Origin of the sequence: Enterococcus sp. DIV0774 (assembly GCF_050539095.1) — a bacterium.
Classification (GTDB): Bacteria; Bacillota; Bacilli; order Lactobacillales; family Enterococcaceae; genus Enterococcus; species Enterococcus faecalis.
Genome location: NZ_CP172923.1, coordinates 1801615 through 1815228 on the forward strand (window position 1 = coordinate 1801615; position 13614 = coordinate 1815228).

The 13614-nt window shown below is 36.6% G+C and carries 9 protein-coding genes; 2 read left to right on the forward strand and 7 right to left on the reverse strand.

The window, feature by feature from the left end; translation table 11 throughout:
* Nucleotides 1-56 precede the first annotated feature (56 nt).
* The gene (locus IGL86_RS08715) at nucleotides 57-1784 is read left to right on the forward strand and encodes an ABC transporter ATP-binding protein (protein ID WP_002359874.1); all 1728 of its coding nucleotides are present in this window, start codon (nucleotides 57-59) and stop codon (nucleotides 1782-1784) included.
* Nucleotides 1785-1836: 52 nt separating this feature from the next.
* Nucleotides 1837-3615, forward strand: a complete 1779-nt coding sequence (locus tag IGL86_RS08720) for an ABC transporter ATP-binding protein (RefSeq protein WP_002374418.1) — start codon at nucleotides 1837-1839, stop codon at nucleotides 3613-3615.
* A 53-nt stretch (nucleotides 3616-3668) separates the two neighbouring features.
* Here IGL86_RS08720 and trpS read toward each other — a convergent pair whose 3' ends face one another.
* The 7 genes from trpS to IGL86_RS08755 all read right to left on the reverse strand — a co-directional run bounded on the left by trpS (nucleotide 3669) and on the right by IGL86_RS08755 (nucleotide 13598).
* The gene (trpS, locus tag IGL86_RS08725) at nucleotides 3669-4673 is read right to left on the reverse strand and encodes a tryptophan--tRNA ligase (protein WP_002356846.1); all 1005 of its coding nucleotides are present in this window, start codon (nucleotides 4671-4673) and stop codon (nucleotides 3669-3671) included.
* A gap of 161 nt (nucleotides 4674-4834) precedes the next feature.
* Nucleotides 4835-8614 (reverse strand): Ig-like domain-containing protein, encoded by a 3780-nt coding sequence (locus IGL86_RS08730; protein WP_033625868.1) that lies wholly within the window; start codon nucleotides 8612-8614, stop codon nucleotides 4835-4837.
* A 10-nt stretch (nucleotides 8615-8624) separates the two neighbouring features.
* The gene (locus tag IGL86_RS08735) at nucleotides 8625-9593 is read right to left on the reverse strand and encodes a hypothetical protein (RefSeq protein ID WP_033625869.1); all 969 of its coding nucleotides are present in this window, start codon (nucleotides 9591-9593) and stop codon (nucleotides 8625-8627) included.
* A 100-nt stretch (nucleotides 9594-9693) separates the two neighbouring features.
* Nucleotides 9694-10365 (reverse strand): hypothetical protein, encoded by a 672-nt coding sequence (locus tag IGL86_RS08740; RefSeq protein WP_002389950.1) that lies wholly within the window; start codon nucleotides 10363-10365, stop codon nucleotides 9694-9696.
* A 12-nt stretch (nucleotides 10366-10377) separates the two neighbouring features.
* Nucleotides 10378-11295, reverse strand: coding sequence for a carbohydrate ABC transporter permease (locus IGL86_RS08745; RefSeq protein WP_002383582.1), 918 nt, complete (start codon nucleotides 11293-11295; stop codon nucleotides 10378-10380).
* Nucleotides 11268-12170 (reverse strand): carbohydrate ABC transporter permease, encoded by a 903-nt coding sequence (locus IGL86_RS08750; RefSeq protein WP_002356840.1) that lies wholly within the window; start codon nucleotides 12168-12170, stop codon nucleotides 11268-11270. Before IGL86_RS08750 ends, IGL86_RS08745 begins: the two co-directional genes overlap by 28 nt.
* A 150-nt stretch (nucleotides 12171-12320) precedes the next feature.
* Nucleotides 12321-13598, reverse strand: a complete 1278-nt coding sequence (locus IGL86_RS08755) for an ABC transporter substrate-binding protein (protein ID WP_033625870.1) — start codon at nucleotides 13596-13598, stop codon at nucleotides 12321-12323.
* Nucleotides 13599-13614: the final 16 nt, after the last annotated feature.

Sequence of the window (13614 nt, forward strand, 5' to 3'; positions counted from 1 at the left end):
CGTGTACAATGACTCTTTGTAACAGCTAAAACGGTATTGTTTAAGGAGGAAATTTCATGAAATTAATGAAAGAGTTTATTAAAGAAAATAAATGGATTGTTCTTGCGACAACTTTAACCATCTGTTTGCAAATCGCAGGAACCCTTGGCGTCCCTAAATTAGTTGGCAAGTTGATTGATGTGGGCATCGTTAGCGGTGACCAACAAGTAATTAAAACGATTGGCATACAAATGTTTCTTGTGGCATTCATTGGAACAATTGCCGCAATTATTTCTAGCTATTTGTCTGCTTTAGTAGCTGCTAAGTTTGGTTTTCAAGTTAGAGGATTGTTCTTTAAAAAATTTCAACAATTCTCGATGAAAAATGTTGATAAATTTGGTTCAAATTCTTTGCTAACTAGAATGACCAACGATGTAGACAATGTTCAAACAATGATTGTGCTGTTTTGCCAATTAATCTTTCCAGCGCCTATTATTAGTTTATTTGCCTTAGTGATGACATTTTCTTATTCAGTTTCACTCGCTTGGGTAACATTGGCTTCCATCGTATTTTACTTAGTCGTTGTTTATTTTTTAATGAAAAAAGGTACCCCTTTATCTTTAAAAATTCAACCAAAAATGGATCGAATTACTACGACTTTACGAGAGTTCTTTACTGGAATTAATATGATTCGTGCGTTCAATAATCAAGACTTTGAAGAGCAGCGAACCAATCAAACATTTAAAAATTATGCTGAACGCATGAGTAAAGTGAATCAAATCTTTGCTTGGATTACTCCCGTTGCCTTTTTATTAATGGGCGTTGTGTACGCCTCTATTTTGTGGTTTGGCGGTAATTTAGTTGCAGTAGGCACCCTACAAATTGGCACCGTTACAGCTGTGATTGAATATACGCTTCTAACTTTGGCCTACTTAATGATTGCGGCTATGGTATTAGTTGTCATTCCACGGTCCGTTGCTTCCTTGAATCGCTTGCAAGAAGTTTTGTCAGAAGAAATTGAAATTAGCGATCCTCATACTGAAGCAACCATTGCTTATCATCCTGAGAAAGCCTTGATTTGCTTCGATCACGTCACGTTTCAATACACAGAAACAGCTGATCCTGTTTTAGAAAATGTTAGTTTTGTCATCCCTAAAGGAAAAACAACGGCGATTGTTGGGGCAACTGGCGCTGGTAAAAGTACTTTAGTTAAGTTACTTTTACGAATAAATGAGGTCACAGCCGGCACGATTAGCTATTCTGGCACAGATATCCGCTCATTATCTCAGCAAACGATTCGCCAAGTCATCAGTTATGTGCCACAAAAAGCCTTTCTTTTCAGTGGGACAATCTTATCAAACTTATTAATGGGAAATGCCAAAGCAACTACAGAAGAAATAAGAACGGCACTAGAAATTTCACAATCTTCTGAATTTATCGATTCCTTACCACAAGGGATTGAAAGTTTCGTAGCACAAGGCGGGTCCAACTATTCTGGTGGTCAAAAACAAAGAATGTGTATTGCACGAGCCTTAATCAAACCGGCAGACGTTTATATTTTCGATGATAGCTTTTCCGCATTAGATTACAAAACTGACGCCGCTCTACGTGCCGCTTTACATGCACAAATGTCGGACAAAACTTTACTCATTGTTGCTCAACGGTTAAGTACAATCATGAACGCTGACAATATTATCGTCCTAGATGAAGGAAGGATTGTTGGTCAAGGCACCCACGCTGATTTACTTACCACTAATAGCTATTACCAAGACTTTGCTAAATCGCAAGGTATCTTACCCAAGTAACTAAAGAAAGGATGTGACTGCTTGAAAGAAAGTTTTCTTTTCAAGCCATACAATGAAAAAAACAATGAATCTTCAAAGCTTTAAACGTTTCTGGAAAATGATTAAACCTGAGCATCCAATCTTTTATGGTCTAATGATCTGCAGTTTAATTGGAAACTTATTAATTGTTGCCATGACCTATATTATGGCAATCGGGATTGATAACCTCTTAGAAGCTATCAAGCGTGTCGGGCTCAAAGGTATGACACTTCCTTTAGTTGAAGAAGCGCTCTTAGGTCCCGTCTTACTTTTAATTCTCTTTTCAATCATTAGTAGTATCACTTCTTTTATTCAGGAACGAGCAATGGCTTCTTTAAGCGAACGGGTTACTTTAAGAATTAGAAAAGAAGTGACAAAAAAGTTTAAAACTTTACCAATGGCCTTCTTTGACAATCACCAAGTGGGCGATATCATTAGTCGTTCAACAACTGGCTTAAACCAATTGTCACAAGTTCTTTTAACAGGCATCAACCAATTTTTCACTTCCGTCGTGACTATCCTTTTTGCAGGAATCATGTTGTTCTATATTGATGCAAAATTAACCATTTTAGTGTTGCTCCTAATTGGCGGCAGTACTTTCATGACGACAAAAATCGCGAATAAAAACAAGGTGTTTGCTGATCAAAGTCAAGCTGAATTAGGTCAATTAAATAATAAGATGGAAGAATATTTAGCAGGAAATTTGGTCACAAAAACCTTTAATCAACAGCAAAATGCTGAAAAAACAATTGATGCTGTTAATCAACAACATTATCGTGCCTTTAAAAAAGCACAGTTTCTAAATTTTGCGATTTATCCAGCTATTCGTTTTATCAATCAGTTGGCTTTTATTATTAGTGCTATCTTAGGCGCAATGCTCGTTTTATCTGGTGGTATTACGATTGGTTTCTTGCAAGCATATTTGCAATATATCAACCAAATTTCTGAGCCGATTTCTACCGCTTCTTATGTCATTAACTCAATTCAAGCAGCGATGGCTTCCATTGATCGGATTTTTGTTATCTTAGATGAAGCTGATGAACAGCCAGAAGCAACTCATTTAGAAACTATTTCTTCTCCTAAAGGAGCCATTGAATTTAAAAATGTTCAATTTGGCTACACACCAGAAAAAATTTTAATGAAAAATGTTGATTTTTCTGTTCAACCGAAAAAAACAGTGGCCATTGTGGGACCCACCGGCGCTGGTAAAACAACATTAGTTAACTTATTAATGCGTTTCTATGAAATAAATCAAGGCGCCATTACTTTTGATGGGATTGATATTACGAAACTTTCTCGACAAAATCTAAGAAATTTATTTGGCATGGTTTTACAAAACACTTGGCTATTTGAAGGAACCGTAGCAGATAATATTGCCTATGGAAAAAAAGATGCTTCTCGTGAAGAAATAATTGAAGCAGCTAAAATTGCTCAATGTGATCATTTTATTCGGACCCTTCCTCAAGGATATGACACAATTATTTCTAGCGAAAATGGTGCATTATCACAAGGGCAACAACAGTTATTAACCATCGCCCGAATCATTTTAGCAAATCCGCCCGTTGTTATTCTCGATGAAGCAACTTCGAGTGTGGACACACGAACAGAAGCCCATATTCAAAAAGCGATGGAAACTGTCACAGAAAATCGAACAAGCTTCGTTATCGCTCATCGATTATCTACGATTGAAAATGCTGATTTAATTTTAGTGATGAAAAATGGCGATATTATTGAAAAAGGAACGCATCAGGAACTATTACAAGCTCCGACTCTTTACGCCAGCTTATATAATAGTCAATTTCAAACCACTTAAAAAGAACTGGAACAAGTCATTCTTCTTTTGACTTGTTCCAGTTCTTTTATTGCTTAGAAATATTGAATTCCCATCGCTTTTTTGACTTCTGTTAAGGTTTGTGCTGCCACTTTTTCAGCAGCAAGACTTCCTTTATGCAACATTTCCATAATCGCTTCTGGATTTTTAGCCAGCTCTTCACGACGTCGACGAATCGGTGCGAGTTCTTCTTCTAGGACATCAATTAAGTAACGTTTAATTTTCACATCTCCTAAACCGCCATGACGATAGTGCTCTTTTAATTCTTCAATATATTCTTTCTCTTTCCCAAAGACATCCAAGTAAGTAAAGACCATATTTCCTTCAACTTGTCCTGGGTCCTCTATACGAATATGATTTGGATCGGTATACATACTCATTACTTTTTTCTGTACCACTTCAGCTGGATCTGAAAGATAAATACCATTGCCTAAAGACTTACTCATTTTTCCGTTTCCATCAATTCCTGGCAAGCGTCCCATGCCTTTTGGTGGTAACACAGCTTCCGGTCTAACTAAAACTTCACCGTACGTCTGATTAAAACTATGCACAATTTCTTGCGCTTGTTCCAACATTGGTTTTTGGTCTTCCCCAACTGGGACTAAGTTCGCTTGAAAGGCAGTAATATCAGCAGCTTGTGAAACGGGATAAATAAAGAATCCTGTCGGAACACCTTCCCCAAATTTTTTTTGCTCAATTTCTGCTTTGACCGTTGGATTCCGACGTACACGTGACGTGGTCACTAAATTTAGATAGTACATTGTTAATTCAGCTAACTGTGGAATTTGCGATTGGATAAAAATTGTTGTTTTCGTAGGGTCTAAACCAACTGCTAAATAGTCCAAAGCAACTTCTAAAACATTGGCTGAAACTTTTTCGGGATTTTTTGCATTATCTGTCAATGCTTGTAAATCTGCAATCATGACAAATAATTGATTTGTAGGGTCTGCTTGCATTTCTACTCGTTTTTTTAAGGAACCTACGTAATGTCCTAGGTGCAATTTACCAGTTGGACGATCACCTGTTAAGATAGTATTCATTGTCTACACACCTTTATCGTTTACTTTCATTTATTATTTTACCTTGTTTTAAAAAGAATGAATAGTAGGCAATAGAATATTTATTGATTCTAGATAATCGAAGAGACTAGAAAGATTGCAAGCTACAGCAATTCTTGTTCCAGTCTCTTCAAACAGTTTATTTATTTTGTGACTTTAATTGAAAATTGTGCAGTCACTACCGGTAAAACTTTGCTTGTTACTTTGATTTGATAATTTCCTGCAGCAGTCGTTGCTTCTGTCCTAATCAGACCGTTCTCATCTACACTTACTGTATTGCCAGCATCTGGTGTAACCAACTCATACGTTACTTGCGAGCTCCAAGCATCCGTTTCTGTGTGCGGCGCTTGACCAATCACTTTAGATTGAATTTGATAATTTTCGCCTGATTTTATAGTGGCTGTTTCTGTAGCAAATTGAACTCTTTCAGGAATCGCATGAGTTTGCACGACTTGGAAGATTTTTCGTTCATCAGGATTCGCAATTCCTATTTTTTCTTCTACTGCAGCAGGGAACTGGTAAGTACCTGGCGGGCTACTTGGCGAATAATTACTAACATCGTCATCCCAAGAAATAACCTTCAATTTCGTTTCGCTACCATCATCTAATTTTGCAATTACTTCAGTTGGCAAATTCAGTTCGCCTCGCGAGGTGCCTGTTAGTCGATCCAGCGTAGGCAATTCCTTGAATCCAACAATATGTTTAGCGGTGACTTTTACATTGGCAATAATTGGCATTGAGACACCTGCTGCTCGTCCTACAACAGTGAATGTTCCTTCTTTTTGATAAGAAGATGCTGGAACTTCTGACCAATTGACAGTCACTTCTCGTTGTGAACCATCCGAATAAAAAATAGTTGTTTTTTCTGGTAGTTTAGGGGCTTGACCCGCTTCTGTCGCAACCTCAATCGACTCATGTTTGACTTCGAAAACATTCGATAAAACAATTTTAGGAGCTAAACTATCCTCTGTTAGCTGTTGACCAGTTGGCAAGGTCAATTTGCCTGCTAAAAAGTCTTGATAGGCCTTTTGTGCGCCTTCTTTTGAAAAAGCATCAAACCCAGCATTATCAGAATCATAACCAGGCAAACGACTGTCTGTAATCGCTAATAAGAAACTTAACTTGGCTGGAATTGTCTCACCACTTTGAATTAGCTTCCGTAGATAGTTACTAATATCAATAGAGATTGTATTTTGATTATTCATAATTGAACTATTTGTAAAAGATTGTCGAGCAATAACTTCTTCATTTGGTACATTTAAATTATTTGGACCATTATTCCAAGTAATGGTGTTACTCATCCAATTAGTATCTGTTCCATAAACATCTACTTGGAACTGCGTATTTTTCAAACGTTCATCATTTGTATTGCCAGCACCATTCCACACATCATAACGCATCACATTTAGTTCTAAATTGGCACTTTTTAGTGATTGATAGTTCTTCAATTCTTGTGTATCAATTTCAACGTAAATCCGGCGATTATACCCCGCAGAACTAGCATTTTTTAATTTTAATGCGTAATTGCCCGTATAGTTTACTCCATAAGGATATTTATAGGCGTCTCCTGAACTAATGGCAGCGGTACCGCCTGCTATAGCAGAGTATGCTCGGTTACCATCACTCTTTTGAACATAGGCAGTTTGAGCTGTTTTTAGTTTAACGGTGTCTTTTCCTTCACCAAGTTCACCCTCAAAAGAGACCTTGGCTGTTACTTTGACAGCATCTATCGGTAAGCCGATAACTGTTGCTGCAACTTCAACTGTACCTGCTGTATTAATTTTTTCTTGAGGGATTGCTTCCCATTGTAACTTAAATTCTTTTTTGCCTGTCGCAACCACTTCCTCATTAACGACTTCTTCGTACGTTAGTTCAACTTGCTCTGGCAAATTAGGATACACACCTGTTGCCGAACTAATTTCTAACACTTGATTTTGATAACGAATACTTTTTTCAATTGTGGATGCTTGTTGCGCACCAATATCTAAAACTTTATTTTTCAAGCTATTTCCAAAGAAGTCTTCGGCCGCACTGTTCACTTCCGACAAGCCTTTACCAATCGCTGGCGAGGTTTCTTTTAATTGGAACATTTGTGCTCGCTGACGTAAGCGTTCTTTGGAAGTAAATTCAACCACATTATCTTTTGTTGGTTTCAATGTCGTAAATTCTTGCTCTGCCAACTCTTTCACTTTTTCAGGGTTATCTGTGATTTCTAATTGTGGTTTTTCAAAAATGTTTCCACTTGATACTAATTTTGCAACAGTTGCACCACTTTTTTCTGTAGCAATTTCTTTTGGCCAAATAACATTATTTTTGAAATATTTTTCTGGATTATCGACCATTTTACGTTCAATTGGTTGTGTCCCATTTGTTGGATAATTAGATAAGAATTTTAATTGTCCGGTACCTTCTTTGTATAAAATATTATTGTAAAAATTGGCTACTGTACCACTGTTGTCAGAACTATTTCCTTCACCAAATAATGACGTTGAAATGCCGTCGCCAACATAAATCGTATTATTGTGGATAGTTGGCATTGCCGCTCCATCATTTTTTACCCAATAATGGAAAATGCTTTGTTCTTTATAATTGTAGCCACCAGCTCCGCCTGGATTGTCTTTACCTGTTCCTCGGTTACCACCGCCGTCATTAGCTGAGATATTGTAACGAATAACCGAATTTTTTTGATCAGACATAAGCAATAAAAAGCCGCCAGTATTATGATGTGAATAGTTATATTGATAAATAACATTGTTTGACTGCATGTCCACATCATAAGCTTCGGCATCGTTAAATCCATATTTGATTCCGTATACTTCGTTATATTGGAACAGTCCGTCATCTACAGACATTGCCCAAACGCCCGCGTAATTTTGTGTACCATAATCGGCATTGCACATTCGGACAGCAACATTTCCTTCGACGACACCGCCACTTTTGGCTTCTGACAAGACAATTCCGTCGCCAGCAATATCTTCTAAATAGTTATTACGAATCGTAATATTAGAAAACGTTTTGTAGAAAGTGTTGCCTCTTGAGGTATCTGAATCAGCTTTTGTTCTAATTCCTTCAAGTCCCACTCGCTGAATCACATTATTTTCAATCAAAATATCATTAAATCCAGTCGTTGTTCGATGATCATTAGCTGCCGTTACTACATTGCCATTCTCATCAAACCAACTTCCTAAAACAATAATTCCACCTACCGCTTTTAATCGTTTGGTTGCAGTATTCCCACTTAGATTCAAATAATATTCTGTTTGAACATCATGAACATAGTTATTCCTTATCGTGACACTATTGAACGTTCGATTTTGTTCATATCCTAGGACTAATATCCCCGCTCTTTGAGCATCTCCTGGTTTCTTATAGCCTTCGAGATTATCTAGCTCTGGTGTATTTGTCACTTCTAAGTTTGAAATATCCCAATATTCTTGGTTCACTAACTGCACGGCCCCTGAGATTGCACGTTTGAAAGTCCCTGTGCTGTAGGTGCCACCACCGTTAATAATCGGACGCCGTGTTGTTTCAAAAATGGTTTCTCCTTTGTCATTCGTATCATAAAAATCAATGACAATCTTTTGTGCCGCTGTCCCATTCCCTTTTGGATGCAACAATTGGTTATTCCAGGTACTTTGCGCATTCAGCAAAAGATGGTCGCCTGGCTGAAACTCCGTCTGATTCACTTTTTCAAAATCACGCCAAGCACTGGCTGGAGACTGCCCATCATTGGCATTATTTCCTCCTTCCCCATCCACATAGTAGGTCGTTCCATTTTGAGCGACACCTACTGAACGAAAAAGTAACGGTTGATCACTCACTGTTTCCCCATAAGCAGGAAGACTAAATAATTGAAGCTGGGAAAAAACAAGCAAAATAGAAAGGAAAATGGTTACACTTTTAAAATACGCTTTTTTTCTCATTTTCTGCTCCTTAACTGTTTTTATTTTGATAATTTTGAAAAAACTTTTCTCTGTCTTTCTCCAACAAGTCTACTTTGGTTGCTTGTTGATACGTAGCTAATTTCTCTTTGTAGCATGTGTTGATATAGGCATTTTTGCCAAATTGTGGTGCTTCTTCAAACTGTAAAAGTTGCCCTCCTTCCTTATTAAAAATATAAAAGTATTGGTTTTCGTGGTATCCTTTCACCACGGTACCAACAGCTTTTTCACTAAGAATCTCCCCAACAGACAACGAATAAATATCCTCTTTTTGGATTTCTGCACTCTTCAATTGATACGATGCAATAACAAGATTAGGTAATTTATTTTGCCACTCCAATAACGTCTCCTCATAAGATAGATTCGGAGAGATTGCTTCGGCTATTTTTTCTAATTCTGCTTGCTTACCTGAAAAAGTTGGAATTTCAATTGCTTCAATAAAGTAATCGGTCTTTTTATATTTATCCTCCAATTGCTCAAAGGCCTGCCGCAATTCTTTTTGCGTTGGCTTTTCTTTCTCCATTAATTTCTCTTTTATTTGGTCCTGTAATTGTTGATCTTTTGCATCTAGAAATTGCCAGAGCGTTAAACTGCTCTTTTGGTCTTGCCATTCTTTTTTTTCTTGCCCAAATGTTTGTGAGTGGGCTATTTCTAACTCCGTCGCCAGCTGTTTAATCATTTTATGTTGTACTAAATCCTTCGTTGCAACCTTCAGTAGTTCCTGAGTGGGTGATTTTCCGTTATACGTTTTGCGCCAGAAATTTTTCCCAAACGAAGTTAAATTATTCTGATCAGAGAATTGCTTCGCTACACGATTCATATTTTTATCACCATAAACAATCAATTCTTCGACTTGGATTGCTTCGTTATTAATCATACTTTGCTGGCTGGTAGTAAAAATAACGAGCACAAAAATAGCACCTATCAAAAAGCTACTTAAAATAATTATTTTTTTCTTCATTCGTTCGCTCCCTCCACTTTAATAAACAAGGCAAGAACAAAATAAGCAATCCCACCTTCATTCATTTTCCTGAAAATCGAGATTACTTATTAGGTAAAAATTATTTATTCTTTTTTTGCTTTTCATGCAATTTCCCAGTATTTAAATAAATAATCCCTAGGAACAGGACAGGGGTTACAACAAACCCAAACTGTGGCTTCAAAAACATCATTGCAAACATTGAGAATAGTAAAAAAACATTTAGACAGCTGACATACCATTTCCGCAGTCCATAGTAAATTGAAATCCGAAACACATCTTTAAAAGAAGCTTGCGGGTTTCGTACTTGAAAATACCAAGCATTCAGCATAATAGCTAACCCAAAAATTAACAGAAGGACCATCAATGGAATAAACCATTTACCAATCGTTGTTTTGGCAAAAAAGAATATATCTGTCACACTGATGATGCTACTTCCTAAGCCTAGCAAGCTGATAAGAAAGCCTCTTAACCCAAACTGACGAAACTTTTGGAAAAAAGTTTTAAACGGATCCAGCTCTTTTTCTTCTTTAAAAGTATCGATTAAACCTAAAAGTGCAATCATCCCTGCCCCCATCGGCAGCAACGTTACTACAAAAAGTGGGAGGTTTCGTGGATCAATGTCTAAGCTAATCACCGCTATGAAAAAAGGAATGTTCACTAAGAGAAGCCCTAGATTACCGATAAATAAAATGTAAAGCCAGCGAAAAATTTTCATATAGATATTATTATCAAAGGTTTGCTTAGTAAACATTCAAACTTCCTCCTAATTCTTCATTCCAGATGTAGCAATACCTTCAACAAAGTATTTTTGCATTGCTAAAAAGACAATCCCTACTGGTAAAATAGAAACCACTGATGCGGCCATGATTAAGGCATATTCAGCATCAAATAAACCGACGAACATTTTCAAACCTAACTGAATCGTTTTATTCTCAGTAGAAGATAAATAAATGAAAGGTCCCATATAGTCATTCCATGTATTCACAAAAGTAATAATCGTGAGACTGGCTAAAGCTGGTTTGGTTAATGGTAAAATAATTTTCCAATAAATTCCCCACTCACTTAACCCATCAATCCGCGCGCTTTCACATAGTGAATCTGGAATACTGCTGTAATATTGTTTCAGTAAAAAGACCCCAAATGCATTAAATGCTTGTAATAAAACAAGTGACCATAACGTGTCAGTCAAACCTAATTGACGCATCATAATAAATTGTGGAATCATATACGATTGCCAAGGAATAGCAATTGTTGCGATGTACGTAATAAAAAGTGTATCTCTTCCTCTAAAATTCATTTTTGAAAAGCCATATGCTGCAAAGCTTGAAGTAAATAGTTGAATAATCGTAATCACAATACTTAAAAATAACGTATTTTTAAAGAAAGTTAACAATGGAATGCGTTCCCAAATAACGGAATAGTTTTCTGGATGCCAACTTTTAGGAATCCATTGAATTGGAATGGTGAAAACTTCATTGTTTGTTTTAAATGATGCTGAAACCATCCAAATGAAAGGCACCAAAGTAATTAACGCAAGTAAAGTTAAGAGAATGATTACAAGGATCCCACCAGGTGTGACTTTTTCTGCTTTTTTCGTTTTTGCTTTTCGAGTATTTTCTTTTTTTGAAAAAGTTGCTTCCATCTTTTCTCCTCCTAAACTTTCTCTTGATGTTGATTCCATTTAAATTGAGCCACAGTAATCGCTAGAACGATGATGAATAAGACCATCGCAATGGCTGATGCATAACCAAAATTAAATTTGACAAAGGCTTCATTGTAAATTTCGTAAACTAACACATTCGTTGCACGTCCTGGTCCACCACCAGTCATAACTTGAACTAAGTCAAACACTTTGAAACAGTTAATTACAAGCATGATAGTCACGAAAAAGGTCGTTGGTCGTAGTGAAGGTAAGGTAACATTTAAAAATTGATTCCATTTACCCGCGCCATCCATTGACGCTGCTTCATATAATTCTCTTGGCACACTTTGTAAACCAGCTAAATACAAAATCATATAATACCCCATAAAGCGCCACACACTAACGATGATAATTGCTGGTAAAGCCCAAGTAGAACTAGATGTCCAGCCAGGAGGATTTTCAATAAATAATTTCAAAAATTGATTAATTGGTCCCATCGTTGGATGAAATAGCATATTCCAAACGACCGCAATCGCAACTAATGACGTTACATAAGGAAAGAAAAAAGCCGTTCTAAAAAATTTCATCCCTCTAATTTTACGATTCAACAAAATCGCTAGTCCTAATGAGCAAATCAATGTTAACGGAACAACACCAATCGTATAGATAAACGTTTGTTTTAACGAAATCCAAAACGTATCATCATGAATCATTTTGGTGAAATTTTTCATTCCGACAAATTCAGGAGTTGAAAAAGAATCCCAACTCATAAAAGCTAAAATCAGTGAACAGATAACCGGGATTAAAGTGAAGAGGAAAAAGCCAATAAAGTTTGGTGCGATAAAAGATAACGCAGTCCACGTATTTTTTCGTCTCAATTTATTTGCTGTTTTTGTTTTTGAAGTAATTTCCATAATTGTATTCTGTTAAGTGAACTTAACAGGCCCTCCTTCCAAACTCAAGCTACATTCTTTATTTAAAAAAATAAGCTGAAATTCATTGTAGGTTACTCATTTCAGCTTATTTTTTTCATCAATCTTTTGTGTTTTTGCTGGAAATAATAATTAGTCTATCTCTGCTTTGACACGTTTTTCCATGTTAACAATACCATCTTTTGGTTTTTCGTCGCCGACCATAATTAAATCATGTTCTTCTTGTAATACTTTATCAATTGCGGCACCGTTTTTATCAGATGGGAATTCTAAATTAATTGTATCTGGGTTAAAGGCTTTTTGTGAGACTTCATCTGAAGGCATTCCTTTTCTTGCAAAGTAGATTTTATCAATTTCATCTGTTTTATAAGAAGGAACCACCCCTACTTCTGCTAAAAGTTTTGCACCTTCTTTACCTGAAGCAAAGTCTAAGAATTTTTGAGCAGCTTTTTGTTTTTTACTGTTTTTATTAATTGCAAAACTTGTCGGTGAGCCAAAGGTAGTTGCTTTGCCTTTTTCTTGTTGTGGTATTTCGGCAATCCCCCATTCGACATTTGTTTTGCCATCATCAATGTTGGTTAATAAAGTCCCCATGTACCAGCTACCCATGTACATCATCGCCGCTTTTGAATTTTCAAATTGTGATTGATACGTTACTTTTGTTGATTTTGCTGTTCCAAAATCCATTTGTGATTGATCTTTTTGCATTCTCAATGCGCGATCATAATAAGTTTCCATATAATTGTATTTCGGTTCAATCAAATTGGCATTATTTTGAGCAGCAGCAATCGCTTGAACGGTTGAGCGCCAAGTATGTTGATAGGCACCATATACTTGTTCTTCTGGTTTAGATAATTTTTTCGCTAACGCTTCATATTCGTCCCAAGTTAAGTTATCGGGATAGGCAATTCCGGCTTCATCAAACATTTTTTTATTGTAATACAATACCCAGAAATCTGTACGGTAAGGCTGAGCATAGGTTTTACCATCGATTTCATACATCTCGTAACTTGCTTTGGCAGGTTCGATATCTAAATCTTTAACGTGATCGGTTAAATCCACCAATTGATTGCGTAGCGCGTAATTAGAATATGAAAGTAAGTTTTTCATGGTTAAAATATCCGTCGTATCTCCTGATGAAAGCATCGTTGTTACTTTTGTGTCATAATCATCTGAAGCAATGTCCACCGGTTCAATAGTGATATCAGGATTTTCCGCTTCAAAAGCTCTGAATAATTTCTCAAATTCTGGGGTCGTGTCATAATTCCAAGTAGTTACTGTTAATTTTGTTTTGCCATCTTCACTCTTTTCAGTTGCTTTCTTTTCACTTGAACCACCACATGCTGTTAAAGTTACTGCCGCCACTGCTAACAACGCTGCCGCTGTTAAGCCTTTTTTCCAAAATTTCATTTGTACTACCTCCGCT